The 21,798-nt window shown below is 54.6% G+C and carries 12 protein-coding genes; 9 read left to right on the plus strand and 3 right to left on the minus strand.

Annotated features, from left to right (window positions below):
- The first annotated feature begins 217 nt into the window (after window positions 1-217).
- From H144_RS0127455 to H144_RS0127485, 7 genes are all read left to right on the plus strand, one after another.
- Entirely contained in the window at window positions 218-3,409 is a 3,192-nt protein-coding gene (locus H144_RS0127455) for a SusC/RagA family TonB-linked outer membrane protein (protein ID WP_157505197.1), read from the plus strand.
- A gap of 14 nt (window positions 3,410-3,423) precedes the next feature.
- The gene (locus H144_RS0127460) at window positions 3,424-5,241 is read left to right on the plus strand and encodes a RagB/SusD family nutrient uptake outer membrane protein (RefSeq protein ID WP_019945334.1); all 1,818 of its coding nucleotides are present in this window, start codon (window positions 3,424-3,426) and stop codon (window positions 5,239-5,241) included.
- Between the two features lie 249 nt (window positions 5,242-5,490).
- Window positions 5,491-9,540: a hybrid sensor histidine kinase/response regulator transcription factor gene (locus tag H144_RS0127465; RefSeq protein WP_026351038.1), complete on the plus strand. Its 4,050-nt coding sequence runs from the start codon at window positions 5,491-5,493 to the stop codon at window positions 9,538-9,540.
- A gap of 30 nt (window positions 9,541-9,570) precedes the next feature.
- Window positions 9,571-10,626 carry a glycoside hydrolase family 43 protein gene (locus H144_RS0127470; RefSeq protein ID WP_019945336.1) on the plus strand — a complete coding sequence of 352 codons (1,056 nt, stop codon included), beginning with the start codon at window positions 9,571-9,573 and terminating at the stop codon, window positions 10,624-10,626.
- A 7-nt stretch (window positions 10,627-10,633) separates the two neighbouring features.
- A complete protein-coding gene (locus H144_RS0127475; RefSeq protein WP_019945337.1) occupies window positions 10,634-13,087 on the plus strand; it encodes a glycoside hydrolase family 95 protein in 2,454 nt (817 codons plus the stop codon).
- A 30-nt stretch (window positions 13,088-13,117) separates the two neighbouring features.
- The gene (locus H144_RS0127480) at window positions 13,118-15,052 is read left to right on the plus strand and encodes an alpha/beta hydrolase-fold protein (RefSeq protein WP_019945338.1); all 1,935 of its coding nucleotides are present in this window, start codon (window positions 13,118-13,120) and stop codon (window positions 15,050-15,052) included.
- A 55-nt stretch (window positions 15,053-15,107) separates the two neighbouring features.
- A complete protein-coding gene (locus H144_RS0127485; protein ID WP_051100201.1) occupies window positions 15,108-16,151 on the plus strand; it encodes an endo-1,4-beta-xylanase in 1,044 nt (347 codons plus the stop codon).
- 223 nt (window positions 16,152-16,374) lie between these two features.
- Here H144_RS0127485 and H144_RS0127490 read toward each other — a convergent pair whose 3' ends face one another.
- From H144_RS0127490 to H144_RS0127500, 3 genes are all read right to left on the minus strand, one after another.
- Window positions 16,375-17,604 (minus strand): FAD-dependent monooxygenase, encoded by a 1,230-nt coding sequence (locus H144_RS0127490; RefSeq protein WP_019945340.1) that lies wholly within the window; start codon window positions 17,602-17,604, stop codon window positions 16,375-16,377.
- Window positions 17,594-17,968, minus strand: a complete 375-nt coding sequence (locus tag H144_RS0127495) for a DUF4174 domain-containing protein (protein WP_084600040.1) — start codon at window positions 17,966-17,968, stop codon at window positions 17,594-17,596. Before H144_RS0127495 ends, H144_RS0127490 begins: the two co-directional genes overlap by 11 nt.
- A gap of 177 nt (window positions 17,969-18,145) precedes the next feature.
- The gene (locus H144_RS0127500; RefSeq protein ID WP_019945342.1) at window positions 18,146-19,432 is read right to left on the minus strand and encodes a spondin domain-containing protein; all 1,287 of its coding nucleotides are present in this window, start codon (window positions 19,430-19,432) and stop codon (window positions 18,146-18,148) included.
- A 139-nt stretch (window positions 19,433-19,571) separates the two neighbouring features.
- On the opposite strand from H144_RS0127500, the gene H144_RS0127505 reads away from it, so the two are divergent.
- On the plus strand, window positions 19,572-20,276 hold the full coding sequence (locus H144_RS0127505; protein WP_026351039.1) for a response regulator transcription factor: 705 nt from the start codon (window positions 19,572-19,574) through the stop codon (window positions 20,274-20,276).
- A 1-nt stretch (window position 20,277) separates the two neighbouring features.
- A complete protein-coding gene (locus tag H144_RS0127510; protein ID WP_019945344.1) occupies window positions 20,278-21,759 on the plus strand; it encodes a HAMP domain-containing sensor histidine kinase in 1,482 nt (493 codons plus the stop codon).
- The last annotated feature ends 39 nt before the right edge of the window (window positions 21,760-21,798 follow it).

Consider the following 21,798-nt stretch of genomic DNA (forward strand, 5'->3'; position numbering starts at 1 on the left):
TGTAACATAGCCCATAGTTTCTGTAACATTTTTTGGATCAAAATTGCACTATCTGAATATATATTTGTGCTCAGTTGTGCTGGGCGGGTTGTTTGACCCGTAAATCCTAATATGTTACGTTTCGGGCAAGGTTCCCGGACACCGATTTTCTGCCTGGTGACAGTGGTTGCGAAACCATTGTGATGAATGCTTCTACCACCTTTTATTCATTTTCATTATGAAAAGAAAATTACGGCTTTTTTTACAATTGTCATTTCTACAATTAACAAGCATGGTCGTGCCTTCCGACCTGTTTGCTGCGGGCAATGCCGGCCATGTGGAAACTGGTAAATCGGGACGGGCGCTGTCCGTCGACCGGAAATTAAACGGGAAAGTGACCGACGAGGGAGGTCAGGGACTTCCGGGCGTGAACGTGACCATCAAAGGTACTACACGCGGAACGTCGACGGATGTAAACGGGCTTTATTCCCTCGAATCGGTGAATGACCAGGATGTGCTTGTTTTCTCGTTTGTGGGCTATCTGGCCAAGGAAATGCAGGTAGGGACTGCGAGCAAGCTGGACATTGTACTGGCGCAGGATACCAAGGCATTGGAGGAAATCGTGGTCGTAGGTTACGGCACGCAAAAGAAAGCCACGGTTACGGGCTCCATCGCCAGCATCAAAGGCGATGCCATTGCGGAAGTTCCCGTGCCGAACATTTCCCAGTCGCTCGCAGGACGCGTCGCCGGGGTGAGTATGCGGCCAAACGGCGGGCAGCCGGGCAAGGACGATCCCGATATTCACATCCGCGGGATCGTGACGACGGGCAACAACCGCCCGCTGGTCGTGGTGGATGGCGTGCGAAGGGACAATATCCGCCAGGTTGACCCCGCCAGTATCGAAACGATCACCATTTTGAAGGATGCGGCTGCCGTGGCGCCCTACGGAATAGGCGGTGCGAACGGCGTAATCATGATCACGACCAAAAAGGGGAAGAGCGGTAAACCGCAGGTAAGGATCAGTTCTTCATACGGCTTTCAAAACCCTACATACCTGCCGAAAATGCTCTCCGCCAAGGACTATATGGCCTTGCAAAACGAGGCTTACCTGAACCAGACGCCCGGCGGAACAAGCCTTCCCAACGACCCTGAAATGGTAAAAAATTACGATCAGCTGCATGCGGAAGATCCGTGGAAATACCCGAATTCCAGCTTTGTTGACGTGTTTAACAAAAACGTACCCGTACAAAACCACGGCCTCGAACTGAGCGGCGGTACGGAGAATGTTACCTACCACGCGGGCGTCAGCTATTTCGACCAGAAGGGCATTTTCGACCCGGTGAGCTACCGGCGCTACAACTACAACCTGAGCCTCGAAATGGCGGCGACCAAAACGACGAAAGTCGGGATGTCGCTATTCGGCAGCGTGGAGAACACGCGGGATGTGGATGCGGACGAGACTACTTCCGGCCACCTTTTCCGTAGTTTCTATAAATTTTTGCCTACCCAAAGTCTGATTTATCCCGAAGGCGACAAATGGGGCGAGTCTTCTGCCAGCACGCCCATCGGGGTGCTCCGCTCGGAGGGGTACAGAAGGACCAACGGCAATACCCTGCTTGGCTCGATATTCGTCGAACAGCAGATTGCCAAGGGGTTGAGCGCCAAGCTGGTATTCAGTTACGACCCGTGGCAGCAAAATGTGAAATTGTGGCACGTGCCATTCATCTACCACAAAATCGACCTTTCCCAAAAGCCGTACACGTACACCGAAGCCATTTCGCTGCAAGAGGGCAACGGGCGGCCATTCAGATGGCTGGGGCTGCAAAACCAGAAACGGACCAATTACACCTATCAGGCTTATCTGAACTATAACCGCACATTCGGGCAACATGCGATCACCGGTCTCGTGGTAATGGAAGCCCGGAAGACGAAAGCCGATTCCATGGCGACCCGCCGGAATAACTTCGCGATCGGGATCGACGAGCTCAGCTTCGGCAGCTCCGATAAGCTGGATTACGATAATGCAGGCGTCTCATCCACAGGATCGGAACTGGGCTACGTATACCGCCTGGGGTACACCTACAAAGACCGGTACATTCTCGAAGCGGCAGGACGCTACGACGGCCATTACTATTTCGCACCAGGCAGCCGTTGGGGATATTTCCCGGCATTCTCGGCCGCGTGGCGGGTGTCGGAAGAGAATTTTATGAAAGATTTCCGCTTCATCGACGAACTGAAAATCCGGGGATCCTGGGGTAAGGCCGGGATGCTGGCGGGCGGGCCGTTCCAGTACCAGTCGGGATATGACCTGAGAGGCGCCGCCTACGGCTTCGGCAGCGGGTCGCTTGTACAAGGCTCACGGGTGCCGCGCGAAGCGAATTCCAGGATTACCTGGGAAATTTCGAAGAAAACCGATATCGGGTTTGACCTGAGCATGTGGAACTCGTTGCTGACGGTGGAATTTGACTATTTCCACGAAAAGCGGACAGGTATGCTGCTCGCCCCGCAGGTAACACTGCCGGTGGAATACGGGCTTTCGCTATCGCAGGAAAACAAGGGCCGGATGAGTGCCAATGGCATCGAGCTGAACCTGGGAACGCGCAAGCGGATTTCCAAAGACCTGGATTTCTCCCTGAATGCCAACCTCAGCTATTCGATCAACAAAATGGAGGAAGTATTCCAGACGGATGCCGAGGCGAGAAACCCGAACCGTACACTCGTAGGACGCCAGTTCGGAACGCCGTTCGGCTTTAAATCGCTTGGGTTGTTTACCTCCGCCGAGGATAAAAACGGCGATGGTATCGTGGGTGCCGCAGACGGTTATAATGTGACGCAATTCGGCGACCTGCATCCCGGCGACATCAAATATGCCGATCTGAGCGGCCCGGACGGACGGCCCGACGGCATTATAGACAACTTCGACCTGACGGTCATCGGCAATCCGGTGTACCCGGCATTGACCTTCGGCCTCACGCCGAGCGTGAACTGGAAAGGGTTCGATGTAAGCCTGTTCTTCCAGGGTTCCGGCAAATCGAGCATCAACGTCCGTCAATTCATGACCGTTCCGTTTGAAAACAATGGCAGCAACACAGCCTACGAATATTTCGATAACCGGTGGACGCCAGACCATCAGAATGCCAAGTATCCCAGATCGACGCCGGCGCCGTATGCGAACAATACGAAAGACTCGGATTTCTGGTGGGTTAATTCCAGCTACATACGTTTGAAAACGGCCAGCATCGGCTATACGCTGCCCAAAAGCCTGACCAGCAAACTGAAAATGGGCTCGGCTCGGGTTTATTTCCTGACGCAAAACCTGTTCACGATCAGCAAAATCAAACACATCGACCCGGAAATGGGCTACACCGACCGGGAGACTGCCTACCCGGTGATGAAGGCGAGCACATTTGGAATTGATCTGACATTTTAACGACAACCGATATCATGAAAGCTGCAATCAATTATTTGAAAATACTGGCTGCGGGCATGCTCCTGCTCGTGCTGCCGGTGTCCTGCGATACGGACGAGTTTCTGGAAAATGCCAACAAGGCTAACCTCACGGATAAAACGCAATGGGAGTCGGAAACCAATGCCGACGTATTTCTCAACGACGTTTACAGTGAGCTGCCCAACAAACTAAACCAGACAGAAACGCTGGACTATTTCAGCGACGATTACAACATCAGCCATTACTATACGGCTTCCAACTGGCGCCAGGGCGTGACGCAAATCCCTTCCAGCAGTACCGATAACCCCTGGGGAGGCACGCAGGGCCCGACTTACGGTTATACCTGGCAGAATTTCTTTGTCAAGGTCAGGAAGTGCAACACGTTCATCCAGAAGCTCACGGAAAACAAAGCCAATTTCTCGGAAGCTTATTATAACAAGCGGATCGACGAAGCGAGATTCCTGAGGGCGTTCTTTTACAGCGAGTTTTTTGTCCATATCGGCGGCCTGCCCATCCTGACTGTGCCGCTGGACCGCAACACGATGAGTCCGGAAGAACTGCTGCAACCCAGAAAGACGTTCCAGGAAACATTTGACTTCATCGTGGGCGAGCTGGACCAGGTCGTCAAGGGCGAGCATCTGGCCGTCAAATACAACCTGTCCGACAAGGATGCCGGCCGTGCGACGCTCGGAGCCGCATTGGCGGTGAAAGGCTGGATCGAGCTGTTCGGCGCGAGCCCGTTGTTCAATACCGCCACGCCGTATTTGCCTGATCCGGGAAAATTCGTGCATTTCGGGAATTTCGACGCTGCCCGCTGGGCAAAAGCTGCGGCAACCAACAAGCAGTTTATCGACAAATACGGCAATGGACAACGTTATAACCTGTTTGCCGACCTGAAAAACATTTTCCGGGCCAGCAACGAGTACAATTCCGAAGTGATCTGGGACCGGCAGGTGGTGGCCAATGTCGGCGGAATGGGATCGAGCTACGAGCAGCGGGGCGGGCCTACCTATGTGCTGGGCGAGTACCGCTCCTGGGGAAATTACAATCCTACGCAGGAATTGGTCGACCAGTTTGCGATGGCCAATGGTAAGCCAATCACCGACCCGACGTCGGGCTACAACCCGCAGAAGCCATACGCGAACCGCGAGAAACGCTTTTATGATGCCATCGTGCACGACGGGGCTATTTACAAGCAGGACTGGATGCCCCGGGCGGATACCATCTACACCCGCATCGACGCTACCTACCCGAACCCCGACCGGACCAACCAGATTGACCTGGCAGGCAAAACCGACGTAGGCGATTCGGGATATTACCAGAAAAAACGCCTGAACCCCGACGCTGCCCCCGGAGCCGACGCGAGCGGCCAGAACTACATATTCTTCCGTTATGCCGAAATCCTGCTCAACTTCGCCGAAGCCCAGAATGAGGCCGCAGGACCGGACGCTTCCGTGTACGACGCGGTCAACAAGCTGCGTGCACGCTCCGAACTGCCTGCGCTTCCCACGGGCCTGTCGAAAGACGCCATGCGTACGGCCATCGCCCGCGAGCGGCGTGTTGAGCTGTGCTTTGAAGATAAGCGCTTCCTCGACAACAAGCGCCTGGCCGCTGCCGCCACGATCATGAACAAGCCGCGGCATAATATGGTGATCCGCAACTCGGTGCCGGCCAACAATTCCGGCGTGTGGGTTTACACGATCGAGGAGGAAAAGAAGTACAAAGTAAAATTCGAACCTAAACAATACATGAGCCCTATTCCCCAGAATGTGCTCGATCAGAACCCGGGTATCAAACAAAATCCCGGATATTGAAATGCGGACCGGAGGCCTGCCTGAGCAAGGGCGGGCCTCCGATTGGTAACATGGGCTATGAGTTGTGTAACATTGTGCCGCCGCTTATAGTATTATCCCCACATATATTTGTTTTCTGTTGTAAATCCATGCGGGAAGCAGTTAACAGTAACAACAGGATGTAACATGAGCGCAATGCAAAAGCGTATCGGGGAAACACATGGCGAAGCGATAACCCAACACGGCAGCATCACACACAACGGAATTTTAATGATACGGATACTGGTAATCTGGCTTTGCTTGCTGACCCACGCGTTCGGCCAATCCGCGAAGCTGTTTACGGTGGAAAACGGGCTGTCGAGCAGCATGGTCACGGCCGTTCACCAGGACCGCAGCGGGTTTATCTGGGTAGCTACGGAAGACGGCTTGAACCGTTTCGACGGGATCAAATTTACCGTGTACCGGCAGGATAAGGCGCACGGCGAGGGGGTAGCCAGCAACTTCATCCAGGTACTTTTTGAAGACCGCGCGGGCCGGATGTACACCGGCTCGCTCCACGGATTGCAGTACTACGACCCCGCAACGGACTCTTTCCGGACCATACCCCTCTTGAACGGCGACCATAAAATGGCCAACGTGCGGATACTGGCGATATGCGAACGCAGGAATGGCGATATCCTCGTGGGGACTTCGGGGCACGGCGTATTCAGGGTGGAGCATGACGGCCGGCAGCTTTGCGCCAAACCACTGGCGCTGGAAGTTCCGAGCAACCTCATTATCCAGCTCTTCGAAGACAATGAACGCAACCTGTGGGTCTCTACCGAAGACCGGGGACTACTTCGCTTTGCGGACGCATCAACCAAGCCTGCGAAAGCCTATTTTGTGTCAAAAAAGGTTCAGAATAACATCGTTACCAGCCTTTGCCAGGACAAATACGGCCGCGTATTTGCCGGCAATATGACGAGCGGGCTATATATGTACAGTGCCGTGAACGACGCTTTCCAATCCATTCCCTATAATGGCGGCGGCAGTCTTCCGATCGCCGATATGACGGTGAACCGCAACGGGCAGATATTGATCGGAACGAGGGGTAACGGCTTGAAATATTTCGATTCCGGTACGGGCAAGATCCTTGATATGAACCACAATGTGGATACGTTCGACTTCACAAAATCGAAGGTATTCTCCGCTTGCGAGGACCATTCAGGCAATACCTGGCTGGGCATTTACCAGAAAGGGCTGCTGCTGATGGGCGTCAACACGAACCGCTTCGGCTACATGGGCTACAAATCCGCCAGTAAAAACCTGATCGGATCGAGTGCGGTGAAGTCGTTGTTGGAAGACAAAAACGGTACCATGTGGGTAGGGACGGATAATGATGGCTTGTATGCGATACCTGCGGGCCACAAGTCGGCCACGCACTATTACCGGCGCCCCGGCGACCTTTCCGCACCCGAAAATGTGATGACCGTGTTTGAGGATTCCGAAGGAAGTCTCTGGACGGGTTCCTACCTGACGGGGCTGTCGAAGCTGGACCGTAAAACCGGTAAATTCACCCATTCCAATAAACTATCTGACCAAAACGGAGATAATGTCCAGCGTGTTTTCGACATCGAGGAAGATTCGCGAAAGCGGCTGTGGATCGCCACAATGGGTTCGGGGATTTTTAGCATGGACCTGCGCACGGGAGCTGTCGAAAACCTGGATGCACCACCGGGCAGGATCAGTTTGCCGAACGAAAACCTGCTGCCCAACAGCTGGGTGAATTGCCTGCTGATCGCGAAAGACAACAAATTATTCATCGGCACATTCAACGGGCTGGCTTGCCTGGACCTGGAAACCAAAAGCTTCGTATCCACATTCGGCGCGAACAGCCTGCTGAAAGGCGTCGCGATCTACGCATTGTTCGACGACGACAAGGGCAATCTGTGGGCCGGAACATCGCAGGGCCTCAAAAAGATCGACCGGGCGACGAAAGCGATCACCACATTCGGCACGGTCGACGGCCTGCCCAGCAATCTGGTTGGGGCGATAATGGGAGATAAGGCAGGGAATCTGTGGCTTAGTACGAACCGCGGCCTTTCCAAAATGGACATGGAAACCCATACGTTCGTCAACTTCTATTCGGCCGACGGCTTGCAGGGCAACGAATTCAGCCAGGGGGCTTCGATGGTGAGCCAAAACGGCGAATTCTATTTCGGGGGCATTAACGGGCTGACGCATTTCAAACCCGAAGAAATTAAAATGTCGGCCAGACGCCCCGCGGTACGCATTGTGGACCTTTTCATTCATGATAAAGCCGTCAAAAAGGGAATGAAATCCGGAAGCTACATGATCGTCGATACGACGGTGAGCAGCGCAAAGGAGTTCAATCTGGCGCATTACGACAACTCGTTCAGCCTGGAATTTTCTACCATGGATTTCATCGATGCCGAGCGGGTGGCTTACATGTACGCCATCAACGACAACACATGGACGGTACTCAGGGCCGGAACGGCCCGGCTGACATTCGATAACCTCGCGCCGGGCGAGTACCATTTCCGGCTGAAAGCCAAATCGAGCAAGACCGATTCAGAGGAAACGCGGGTAACGATCATTATCCATCCCGCGTGGTACTTTTCCGCATGGGCGTGGCTTGCGTACGGGCTGTTCGCGTTGCTGGCAGCGGTCCTGGTTTTCAGGGCGCTCAAAAACAGGCAGTTGGTAAAGCAGGAAATGCTGGCCCATTTGCGACGGGAGGAAGTCAATGAGGCAAAACTGCAATTCTTCATCAACATCGCGCACGAGATCCGGACGCCGCTGACGCTGGTGGTCAGCCCGTTGGAAAAATTGCAGAGCCAGGATTACAATGCCGAACGGATGCATTTGTACCAAATCATGGGCCGCAACACGAAACGTATACTGGACCTGGTTAATCAGCTGATGGACATCCGGAAGATCGAAAAGGGTCAGATGTCGCTGCAATTTTCGAATGTCGAAATGGTGGAATATACCAGGGACATATGCCTGCTGTTCGAAGAGCAGATTGAAACCAAGCGGGTCCATTTTGAAATCGACGCGCCGGCACAAAGGATTTTTGCGCAGATCGATCCCCTTAATTTTGATAAAATTCTCATCAATGTGCTGTCCAATGCATTCAAATTCACGCCCAAAGGCGGGAAGATCCGCGTAGCGCTCTCGGTAATAAATTCGCAGGAGGCAACGCAGCGGCCGGGGCTGAGGCTCGCCATCGAGGACTCCGGCCCATTCATCGACCAGCACGAAACAGAACGCATTTTCGATTGCTTTTACCAGTCGGACAGCCACCGCGACCATAACCGGTACGGAACGGGTATCGGGCTGCATTTGGTCAAACAATTGGTGGAACTCCACGGCGGAAGGATCAGGGCTGAAAATATGGCCGAAGTCGGAAGCCGGTTTGTGATTGAAATGCCGTTGGTGGAAACAACTGGCACGGAGCCCGTTCCGATGGATGAAATTTCGCCGGCGGAGGAATTTCCGGAAGAAATGGCAACAGATGGTTTGTATAAAACGAGACCGCGGAAGAAGGCGAAACGGCTCGTGGTGGTGGACGACGATGCCGAAATCTGCAACTACCTGACCGATGAAATGTCGGGCGAATTCACCGTTTTCTCCTATGCCAATGGCGAGGAAGCCTATAAAGCCATTCTCAAAGAGATCCCCGATTTGATCGTGAGCGACGTGATGATGCCGGTCATGGATGGTATGACGCTTTGTAAAAAACTGAAAGCGAACCCGTTGGTAAACTACATTCCCATCATTTTGCTGACCGCTAAAACGGCGGAATCGACCAATGCGGAAGGGCTGGAAATGGGCGCCGACGCCTACATTACCAAGCCTTTTAATATGCAGATACTGACCAAAACGATCAAGGCGCTGATCCGAAACCGTCAAATCCTTCGCAACAACGACAACGAGCAGCATTACCAGGAGGAATTCATTTCGAGGATCAACATCAAGGCTTCGGAAGAGAAGTTGTTGGAAAAGGTGCATTTGCTGATTGACAAAAACCTTGCTAACCCGGACCTGAGCGTGGAGATGATCTCGAACGAAATCGGGATCAGCCGCGTGCATTTACACCGTAAGCTGAAAGAACTGACCAACCTCACCACCAGGGATTTGATCCGCAATATCCGGTTGAAACAGGCCGCCGAATTGATGACAAAAAAGGGGTTGACGGTGTCGGAAGTCGCATTTGCCGTGGGGTTTGCGAATGTGAACAGTTTTTCGGTGGCATTCAAGGAGTTACACGGAATGTCGCCTACCGAATTTGCGAAAAATTACCTGGAAAAAGTATAGCCATTTTGCAGTTTATCCATACAGTACAATATGATTATTCAACTTAAAAAGCCATTGTTGACGGCCCTTGTCCTGGCCGGGGCCATGCAGGGCGCCAGTGTTGCCCAAACCGCCGTAAAACCTAAACCGCTCGTTACGGACCTGTTTACCGCCGACCCGTCCGCCCACGTGTTCAACGGCCGGATTTACATTTACCCGTCCCACGACATCGAGGCCAACGTGCCCCAGGACGATGAAGGAGGGCACTTCAACATGCGTGATTACCACGTGTATTCGATGGATAAAGTCGGCGGCCCGGTGATCGATCACGGTGTGGCGCTCGATCTGAAAGACATTCCCTGGGCGGGCCGGCAGCTTTGGGCACCGGATGCGGCTTACAGGAATGGCACTTACTTCCTCTATTTTCCGGTGAAGGACAAGGACGATGTATTCCGGATCGGCGTGGCGACAAGCAAATCCCCGACCGGGCCGTTCAAGCCCCAGCCGAAGCCGATACCGGGCAGTTACAGCATCGATCCCGCAGTTTTTACCGATCAGGACGGGCATTCATATATGTATTTCGGAGGAATCTGGGGCGGTCAGTTGCAGCGCTGGCACACGGGGAAGTATGATGCGGGCCTGAAAACGGATCTGGGAAAAGGGCATGAAAACGAGCCTGCATTGACGGCTAAGGTTGCCCGCATGAAAGATGACATGCTGACGTTCGACGAAACTCCCAAAAACGTCGAAATTCTGGACGAGAACGGCAAGCCGCTCCTGGCAAAGGATAACGACCGTCGCTTTTTCGAGGGGGCATGGATGCACCGGTTCGGCGACAAATACTACTTCTCCTACTCGACAGGCGATACGCATTTTCTCGCCTATGCCGTGGGAAGCTCGCCTTACGGGCCATTTACCTACAAAGGCATTATCATGAAACCCGTTTCCGGCTGGACGACGCACCATTCGATCGTGGAATTTCAAGGGAAATGGTACATCTTCTACCACGACGTGGAGCTTTCAGGCAAAACACATTTAAGAAATATCAAAGTGAGAATGCTGACACGCGGAAAAGACGGCAGTATTCAAACCATTGACCCACAATAATATCAATATGCGGATATTTTACCTCCTGCTGTTTGTCACGACAGCCGGCTTTGCACAGCCAGGGCAGCCATTGAAACTCTGGTATAAACAACCTTCCGGCAAAACCTGGGAGAATGCATTACCCGTCGGGAACGGCCGGCTGGGAGCGATGGTGTATGGCAATGTCGCCGACGAAACCATTCAGCTCAATGAAAGTACGCTATGGTCGGGCGGCCCGAACCGCAACGACAACCCGGACGCGCTCGCCGCATTACCGGAAATCCGAAAGCTGATTTTTGAGGGGAAGCAAAAGGAAGCGGAAAAGCTGGCTAACAAGGCCATTATCACCAAGAAGTCGCACGGGCAGATGTTCCAGCCCGCGGGCGAGCTGCATTTGACATTCCCGGGCCACGAGCCGTACGAAGCTTATCACCGTGAGCTGGACATTACGCGGGCCGTGGCGAAAACGACCTACAAGGTCAATGGCGTCACCTTCACACGGGAAGTACTGGCGGCATTCCCCGATCAGGTGATAGCCGTCCGGCTGACGGCCGATAAGCCGGGCCAGTTGTCTTTTACAGCTTCATACACTACCCTGCACAAGCAGCCGGTCGTCGGCACTACGCCCGACAAGGCATTGACCCTGGCGGGCCGAGGGGCCGACCATGAAGGCATTACGGGGTCCGTCCGGTTCAAAACCATTACGCGGATCAGCAACGAAGGCGGGAGCGTTTCTGCCTCCGACACGTCGCTGATCGTGAAAGACGCGACCGCCGCGACGGTATTTGTCTCCATCGCCACCAGCTTCAAAAATTACCGGGACGTCAGCGGCGACGAAAATGCGCTCGCCGCCGGATATCTGAAAAAGGCCTTCGGCAAACCCTACCCGGCGATTTTGAAACCGCACGTAGCCGCCTATCAGCGGTATTTCAACCGGGTGAAGTTCGACCTGGGCGCTACCGAAGCGGGCAACCTGCCGACCGATGAAAGACTGAAAAACTTCCGCAACACCGACGATCCCGGCCTGGTAACGCTGTACTACCAGTATGGCCGTTACCTGTTGATTTCCAGCTCGCAGCCGGGCGGCCAACCTGCCAACCTGCAGGGTATTTGGAACAACAAAATGCGGCCGCCCTGGGACAGCAAGTACACGATCAATATCAATGCCCAGATGAACTACTGGCCGGCGGAGAAAACCAACCTGTCGGAGCTGCATGAACCATTTTTGAGAATGGTGCAAGACCTGTCGCAAACCGGCCGGGAAACGGCCAGGGTCATGTACGGCGCAAGAGGGTGGATGGCGCATCATAACACCGACATCTGGCGGGCTACCGGGGCGATTGACGGCGCATTCTGGGGTATGTGGATCGCCGGCGGCGCGTGGACGAGCCAGCATTTGTGGGAGCATTATCTCTACCACGGCGACAAGTCTTACCTGGCTGAAATTTACCCGGTACTCAAAGGTGCGGCCACTTTTTATGTCGATTTCCTGGTGGAGCATCCCAAATACCATTGGCTGGTCGCTAACCCCGGCGGCTCCCCCGAAAATGCGCCGGCCGCACACGAGGGCTCCTCGCTCGATGCGGGCACGACGATGGATAACCAGATCGCTTTCGACATTTTCAGCACAACCATCCGTGCCGCGGAAACGTTGAAAAAGGACGCTGCCTTCGCGGATACGCTCCGGCGCCTGCGCGACCGCCTGCCGCCCATGCATGTGGGCCAGTACGGACAGTTGCAGGAATGGCTCGACGACGTGGACGATCCCAATGACCATCACCGGCACGTGTCGCATCTGTACGGACTTTTTCCTGCGGTACAAATATCGCCCTACCGCACGCCGGAGCTTTTTGCGGCCGCGCGGACCACGCTCATGCACCGCGGCGACGTTTCGACCGGTTGGAGCATGGGCTGGAAAGTCAACTGGTGGGCCCGCCTGCAAGACGGTAACCACGCATTTGCCCTCATTCAAAACCAGCTATCCCCGCTGGGAACCAATAAGGAAGGCGGCGGTACCTATAACAATCTGTTCGACGCGCACCCGCCATTCCAGATCGACGGCAACTTCGGCTGCACCTCCGGGATCACCGAAATGCTGATGCAGAGTGCGGACGGCGCCGTGCATTTGCTGCCCGCATTGCCGGACGTTTGGCAAGCAGGCAGCATCGGCGGGCTGCGGGCATTGGGCGGCTTCGAGCTGGTGAATATGCAATGGAGCGGGGGCAAGCTCACGAAGGTGGAAATCCGCTCGGGGCTGGGTGGGAACCTCCGCCTGCGGCTGCCGAACGACATGAAGCTGGCAGGCGGTACGCTGCTCAAAAAAGCCGGCGGACTGAATCCCAATGCCTTTTACAGGACCGACGAAACACCGGCGGCGGTTATTTCTCCCAAAGCCGCGGGAACCGCGCCGGCTTTGAAGGAAACCCGGCTGTACGATGTTCCCACGCAGGCCGGGAAGGTGTATGTATTTGTAGCCCAGTAGTTTTTACTCATTCATTCAAAAAATAAACCGATGCGAAAGATCATTTTATTCGCTATGAGCTTGCTCTCGTTTCCGGCGAGCTCGATGGCTCAGAACGCGCAAATGGAAATGCCCGCCGGCTACGATGCCGTCCGGGAGGGCGTTGCGGCCGGGAAAATCGATACCGTTCAGTATGCTTCGAAAACGGTGGGTACCACGCGCAAAGCTTTGATTTACACGCCGCCGGGTTACTCCAAAAAGAAAAAATACCCGGTTTTGTACCTGCTGCACGGGATTGGCGGGGATGAAAAGGAGTGGCTGAAAGGCGGCAACCCGCAGCTGATCCTCGATAATCTGTACGCGGAGAAGAAAATCGAGCCGATGATCGTGGTAATGCCCAACGGCCGGGCGATGAAAGACGACCGCGCGACGGGCAATATCATGGCACCGGATAAAGTGGCTGCATTTGCGACATTTGAACAGGATTTGCTCACGGACCTCATTCCGTACGTCGAAAAGAAATACCCCGTGCTCAACGATCGGGAGCACCGCGCCATTGCCGGCCTTTCGATGGGGGGCGGACAGTCCCTGAACTTCGGACTGGGCAACCTCGACCGGTTCGCATGGGTAGGCGGTTTCTCGTCGGCGCCCAACACGAAGATGCCGCAGGAGCTGATGCCGAAGCCGGAAGAGGCGAAAAAACAACTGAAAATGCTTTTCATTTCCTGCGGGGACGACGACCGCCTCATCACATTCAGCAAGCGTACGCACGAATACCTGTTTGAGCACGACGTGCCGCACGTATACTACATCGAGCCGGGCGTCCACGATTTCAAGGTCTGGAAAAATGGCTTGTACATGTTTTCGCAGTTCTTGTTCAAACCGGTTGACGTGAAGTCGCTTTCCAGATACACCATTCTCGGCACACCGGCATCGACCAACATCCGCTCGGCCAAATTCCCGCAGATCCTGCCCGATAACCGGGTAGTGTTCCGCACCAAGGCGCCCAATGCACAGAAAGTGCAGGTCGATTTGGGTAAAAAATACGATATGGCGAAAGATACGGCCGGTTTCTGGTCTGTCACGACAGATTCGATCGGGGAGGGCTTCCACTACTATTCGCTGCTGATCGACGGCGTCGCATTGGCCGACCCGGCCAGCGAGACCTTTTATGGTATGGGCAGGATGGCCAGCGGCATTGAAATCCCCTTTCGTAAAGGAGGCTACTATGCCCTGCGGGAAGTGCCGCACGGGGATGTGCGCATCCGGCGCTATTTTTCCAAAGCGAGCAATGGCTGGCGCGAAATGTATATCTACACCCCGCCGGGCTACGATACTTCGACGGAAAAATATCCCGTACTCTACCTGCTCCACGGCGGCGGCGAGGACCAGCGCGGCTGGGCAACGCAGGGAAAAACCAACCTCATCCTGGATAACCTGATCTCCGAAGGCAAGGCCAAGCCGATGCTCATCGTGATGATGGACGGCAACTCCGGCACCCCGCTGGGGCCCGGCAGCCTCGGCACGGCGGGCGATGGTTTTTTGAAAGCATTCGAAAATGAATTGAAACAAGGCGCCATGCCGTTTGTCGAAAGTACCTACCGTGTCGAGGCGAACGCGGCCAACCGGGCGCTGGCGGGGCTGTCTATGGGCGGCATACAAACGCTCTATGCTGGGGTGAAAAACAGCGACATGTTCTCTTCGCTGGGTGTTTTCAGCTCGGGCTGGTTTGCCAATAACAACGCGTTGTCAGGCCCGCATTACGAGTTTGCCAAAACCAATGCGACCTTGATCAACAGCAACCTGAAAAACTTCTGGATCTCGATGGGCGGACCGGAGGACATTGCCTTCAAGAACTGCAAGATCATGCTCGCGAAGTACGACGAGCTCGGCATCAAATACCAGTACAGCGAGTATCCCGGCGGACACACGTGGCCGGTTTGGCGCCACGATCTGTTCGGGTTTGCCCAGTTGTTATTTAAATAATGTATTCACCATGATGAAGAACAACCTCACCCGCTACCGGGCGCTGCTCTGGGGCATGTGCCTGGCCGCAATGGCGGCGCCCGGACAACTGATTGCCCAAAAAACATTGAAGGATGCATATAAAGGCTATTTCCCCGTCGGCGTGGCCGTGGCTCCGAGAAACCTCACAGGTCCCGACGCCGAATTGATCATACAGCAATTTGCCAGCATCACGCCGGAAAATGCCATGAAGATGGGGCCTATCCATCCCGAACCCGACCGGTACCATTGGCAGGATGCCGACGCCATCGTTGCTTTCGCGCAAAAGAACGGCATGAAAGTGCGGGGGCACACGCTGTGCTGGCATAACCAGACGCCGAAATGGTTTTTCACGGACGCCGAAGGAAAGCCGGTGGACCGGGAAACGCTGCTCGCGCGGCTGAAACAGCATATCGACGAGGTGGTGGGCCGTTATAAAGGCAAAATCTACGCGTGGGATGTCGTGAATGAAGCAGTACCCGACACCAGTTCCAGCATTTACCGGAAGTCGAAGTTTTATGAGATTATCGGGGAAGATTATATCGAAAAGGCATTTGAATATGCCCACGCGGCCGATCCGAATGCGCTATTGTTTTATAACGACTACAACACGGAAAACGCTGTCAAACGGGAGAAGATCTTCCAATTGCTGAAAAAACTGAAAGCGAAAAATGTACCGGTGCACGGAGTGGGATTGCAAGGGCACTGGTCGGTGTACGAGCCGTCGGCGGAGGAGCTTGAAAAATCGATTACCCGGTTTTCCAGCCTGGGACTGGCCGTCCAAATCACCGAACTGGACGTGTCGGTACATGCCAAGGAGCACGAACGCAGGCAGAAAAAGCCAACCGATACCGCCGAACTCACACCGGAAATGGCAGCCAGGCAGAATGCGCAATACAAAATGCTTTTCGATGTTTTCCGAAAACACAAAGGAACGCTGACGGGCGTGACTTTCTGGAATGTATCCGATAAATCGACCTGGCTAGACAATTTCCCCGTACCCGGCCGGAAAGATTACCCCTTATTGTTTGACGAGAACTACAAACCGAAACCAGCCTTTTTCCAGGTCGTCGATTTCTGAATATCAGCCGGCAGCCCTGGCGCCATGCAGGATTGACATGGCACAAAAGATAACCTGGACCTTGCCAAAAGGTTCTGTTAGATGTGGTAGTGAATCTTGACCGAAGGGCTGCTTTCGGTCAATTTTGTTTTATTGAATGGGGGATTACAACCTATTTCGACACTCTTCATAGCGTGACTCCCGACGGCCTAGATACGATTGCGGGCAGCCGACATTTATGCCTTCAAGATACGTTGCCGGGGGCAAGCATACCATATTCCGGCAAAGGCTTGCCATCCATCGTCATTTCTTCCTCCGGGTCCGACTTGCTGAAAAGGCCTGCTACCTTTTGCACCGCGTCGCTGGCGATGACGCCCATGACCGTATTCACGATCGAAACGCCGAGGGCTGTTTTGGGGTAGGCCAGCCGCGGGACGCCGGGGGGCAGGTCCTGGACGGATTCTGCATAAGGCCGCATCAGCGACTCGTACGCTTTCAAACCATCCCGATAGTCGGCATGCCGTGCGAGCTCGCCGCCCAGAATGTAGGCGCCCACAATGGCCAGCGTGGCACCTTTTCCGGAAACAGGCGAGGGACAGCAAGCGGCGTCGCCTACCATGGCAAAGCGGCCCGCCGACCATTTCGGTGCTTTAATTTGCCCGATACCGTCGAAGTACAGGTCGTCGCTTTTCTCCACTTCCCGGGCCAGGCGCGGCGCTTCCCAACCGCAGCCATCGAGGCGTTCGAGCAGGAGCGGCTTGTGATCGGCCTTTTCAAGCTTGTGGTATTCTTCTTCGGGAAGCAGGAAGTTGATCGACGCGCGCGTGGTGCCCTGCCTGTCTGGCCGCAGCAACAGCACCCGCGAGTCGTCGGCGGTGTACCAACGTGCCCAGTCCGTATCGGTTTCGGCTTTTTCGATGGTCAGGTAAGCGGTGCACATGCCGAGGTATCTGAATTCGGGCTCATCGCCGAACATCAGTTTCCGGGTTTTGGAACGAATGCCGTCGGCAGCGATCACCAGGTCGTAACTTCCCGAGTGTCCTCTGGCGAAATGCACGCGTGCCTCCTGTTCATCTTGTTCGAGGCTTTCGATCTGATCGTCGAAGAGGTATTCGACATCATTTTTTGTAAGATTGTAAAGAATCTCAACCAAATCGCCGCGTACAATTTCCAGTTCCTGGGTAAGGCTGGCGGCGCCTTCTTTGGGAAAACTGGCGGTCACCTCGTTGTTCTTGTCGACCCACTGCGTACCGACTTCCCCGGTATTGGCCGCCTTGATCGCATCCAGGATGCCCATCCATTCGGCCACCCTGCGCGCCGGTCCGTTTACATCAATGCTCTGCCCGCCGAGCCGCAGCGACGGTGCCCGCTCTACGATGGAGACTTCAAAGCCAAACTTGCTCAGCCAGTAGGCCAGGACCGGCCCGGCAATGCTAGCACCTGCTATCAGTACTTTCCGTTTTTTATTTTCCACCGCGTGCTTTCTCTTTTAGTTCATTTTTCCGCATCGGCATCGCATCGATCAGTCCGAATAATTTTTCCGCCGAAACCACCTCCGCCGACCGCAGCTTTTCACCTCCGTCTCGGCCGACCAGTATAAATGTGAAAGAGTTTGCCCGGTCGACGTCCCACTTCTTCCATTGCGGGCTATCTTTTTCGGAATCGGTCACGAGCGTCACTTTGATATCCCTTTCACGGATATCCTGCCGATGTGCGTCAAAAATGGTGGCTTGCGCCTTTTGTTTTTCTAAACCATCTTTTGTGTAGAACAGTAAAACCTCGCGTGGCTGGTCGGGCATGGCGGCTATCAGGATAAGTATCGTTAGCAGTATTTTCATAAACACGTTATTATCAAATACTCTGCCAGAGTCTCTTCTCTTTTTGTCTTCCACAGCCTTGTGTATGGTAAAACAGGCGACCTGGTCATACCCCTGGACAGCCATCATGATCTGCTTTTCTCATTGGGTTGGTACCCGAAATGCAGCCTGACGGATCAGCTCCGCCAGGCTGCGCGTTTACTGTAATGTGACCTTGATAATGCTGCCGATGCCCGGTAGCGTGGTGAACTTGTTGGGGTTCGGCACGAGGGCAATGGGTTTGCTTTCACTCAGCGGGGTGCCGGCGAGGTTAAACTGGGTGATACCTGCGCCCGGAAACTGGTCGAGTGCCGTGCCGTTGTCGTACAATGCTACCGCGCCCGAAACATCACCGGTTGTATGTCCGTCGATATCATTACCGCCGGTGGAGAAAAACCAGTCGTTCGAAAATCCGTACATAGTCGCGATCGCGATGCGGTCGCCGGCGGCGAGGGAGAGTGCCTGCGATACTTTGCCCCCGGCATTACCGCCGATCATCGGCAGGAGTACCGTACTGGCCGGCTCTTTGAGCACATACACGTTCTTAATGCCCGGTTTTCCCTGTAAATAGGCCGCGAGCACATCTGCATTGCCTTTTTGTGCGAGGTCTTTCAGGCCCTGGCCACGGTCGTTTTCACCAGTTTTGAAAAATGGGTTTTCAGTGCCGTTGTAAACAACTACCAACACGGGCGAAAGCGGCGTGAAAATGCCGGTCTGGCCGGTCAGTAGCGCACTTAACGGCGCATTGTCGCCTGCTTCGGCAATGCGGGTCAGCGCATCGGTGGTGGGTTTGCCGGCGGCATAGATCGGTTCGGGCAGCAGCAGGTTTCCTCCCGCCACATATGAAATGGCCCACACGCCCGGACTGAACGGCGTCTCATTCGCCGTTCCGCCCGACTGGTTTTGGATGGTGACGGTGAACATCGAATTGCCGTCGTACGCAAGCGACACTTTCATCAGCTGGGATGAGGGCAAAAATGCATGGCCGTAGTCATCCATTCCCTTAACTTCCCTGACCGGCTTCTGCATGGCCTCCGCCGCGCCGGGGTGCGAGAGCGCCATCCCGGGTGCTGCATTTACCCGTGTGCCATTGTCCCAGAGCTTGACCTGTGCCGACACGTCCCCGGTAATGGGCGTACCATTGTCTTCGTAGAGCCTGATGCCGGGATTTTCAGGAGCAAAAAACAGGTCGTTGCTCCATCCGTACATCGTGGCGAACGTCAGTCGCTGGTTTTTGGCTGCCGAAAAGGAAAAAGAAACGGATTGTCCCGGCAGGATCACGGGCGGAGTTCCGGTACCTTTGAATGTGCCTGATTCCACGAGTGGTTTACCGTCGAGCACGTTCTCTATCGTAATGCTTTTGGCAGTTGGCTGCGGGTCGTGGTCCTTGGTGCAGGAGCTGAGAATGAGGGCTGTCAGTGAAAGCCCGAGCAATGGTTTGATCATCCGTTCTGATGTTTTGCGTGTTTGGATGATGCAAAGCAAAAGACACCGTATCCCGCAGCAGTTACGGAATTATAACAAAAGTATCACAGTGGCCTTTCGCGCTGTTTTATTTGTAAACTTTGCAGAAAATCAGTGGATAATGGATACTAAAAATGTACTGGTCATCGAAGACGACAGCGCGATTACCGAGCTGCTGACCATCCATCTGGCCGATCTGGGCTGCAAGGTGGTGAGCGAGAAAAACGGGCAGAACGGGCTAACCCGCGCAGTCGATTCCGCATTCGATCTAATTATCCTCGACGTGATGCTGCCCGGGCTAAACGGCATGGAGGTATGCCGCAAAATCAGGCAAACCGACCGGCAGACGCCTATTATGATGCTGACCGCGCGATCGGAGGAGATCGACAAGGTGATGGGTCTCGAAACCGGTGCAGACGACTACCTGACCAAGCCTTTCAGCGTGCGCGAGTTCATCGCCCGCGTGCGCGTGATATTCCGTCGAGCCGAGGAAAAAGGCCGTTACAGCACTCCTATGGCCCCACAGATCCGCATCGCGGGACTGGAAATCGATGTAGACAAACGGAAGGTCGTACTGCACGGGGAGCGGATCGAGCTGTCGCCGCGGGAGTTTGAGCTGATCGTGCTGCTGGCATCCAATCCGGGGAGAAGTTACAGCCGCAAGCAGTTGCTGAGCCTGGTATGGGGATATGACTTCGAGGGATACGAGCATACGGTCAACACCCATATCAACCGGTTGAGGGGAAAAATAGAAGCCGACGCTTCCAATCCGTCATTTGTATTAACCACCTGGGGCATTGGCTACCGGTTTAACGAGGATCTCTGAAATGTCTGTAAAAACCATTCGCGGAAACCTGCTTTTCTGGAAAATCAGCGCCGTTTTTGCCAGTCTGCTGCTGGTACTTGCGCTAGTATTCGTGCTGATAGGCTCGCGGTTTTCCAAAACCTACTATATGGCAGCGCACCAGCAGTTGTACGGCGACATTGCCGGGCATTTGGCCACCTTTACCCAACCTATTAAAAACGGCCGCCCGGATACGACCGTCACGCACGACATCATCCATTCGACGATGGTCGCCAACCCGAGTGTGGAAGTGTACCTGCTCGATACGCTCGGAAATATCACCGATTACGTCGTGCCCGAAGCTACGGTGCAAATGACGAGGGTGAATATGCGTAATGTCAGGCAATGGCTTACGGCAGAAGGCGGCAAGCGGCCGCTGGGCGATAACCCGAAACGGCCGGGAGAAGAAAGCATATTTTCGGTCGCGCCCGTGATGGAGCATGGCCGGGTGGCGGGTTATGTGTACGCGGTACTGGCAAGCGAGCGGCAGAAACAGATTCTGGCCGCGCTGAACGACGACCTGAATTTCCGGCTGGCGTGCTACATATTTTTGGCGGCATTGCTGGGCGCATTTGTCGTCGGCGTCGTTACGTTTTTCCTGATCACCGACAGCATTTGCAGCTTTGCCGGGGTCGTCAGGAAGTTTCAGGAGGGGGATTACAAAGCGCGCATTCAGGGGAACGCCAAGGGGAATCTGGGCGTGCTTACCTCCACATTTAATGAAATGGCGGACGTGATCGTGGGTAACATCGAGAAGATCACCGCCACCGACCGCTTTCGTCAGGAGCTGATCGCCAACGTCTCCCACGACCTTCGCACGCCGCTATCGATCATGCACGGCTACACGGAAACGCTGATGATCAAGGGTGATACGCTATCGCGGGCTGAGATGGAGCGCTATCTGGGCATCGTGCATGAGGGTACGAAAAAACTCTCGGCTCTCGTGGATCAGCTATTTCAATATGCCAAACTCGAAGCGAATGTGGTAGCGCCGCAGAAGGAATTCTTTCCGATCGGCGAGCTGCTGTCCGACATTGTGAGCGCCTACCAGCTGAAAGCGCAGGAGCGAAATGTCGACCTGAAACTAATCGTCCCTGCCGCTTTGCCGCCCGTATTTGCCGACATCAGCCTAACGGAAAGGGTTTTCCAGAACCTGATTGACAATGCATTTAAATTTACGCCCGATGGCGGGGAAATTTCCATTTCACTAGCGCACACCGGCGGAAGCGTCACGGCGCGAGTGAGCGACACCGGCATCGGGATTGCCAAGGAATATCAGCAGCAGATCTTCGAGCGCTTCAAACAGGCCGATCTGCACACGTCGCCTGAAAAGGGCATGGGCCTGGGGCTGGCGATCGTGCGGAAAATCCTCGACCTACACCAAAGCAGCATTCAGGTTTTCAGCCAGACCGGCGCGGGGACGACTTTCGAGCTGTATCTCGCGACGAGCGTACCGAGCACATAGCTCCGCCGGGCAAATGCTATGCGCTCGGTCCGGCATTGG

It is taken from the genome of Dyadobacter beijingensis DSM 21582, from assembly GCF_000382205.1.
GTDB classification, from domain to species: domain Bacteria; phylum Bacteroidota; class Bacteroidia; order Cytophagales; family Spirosomataceae; genus Dyadobacter; species Dyadobacter beijingensis.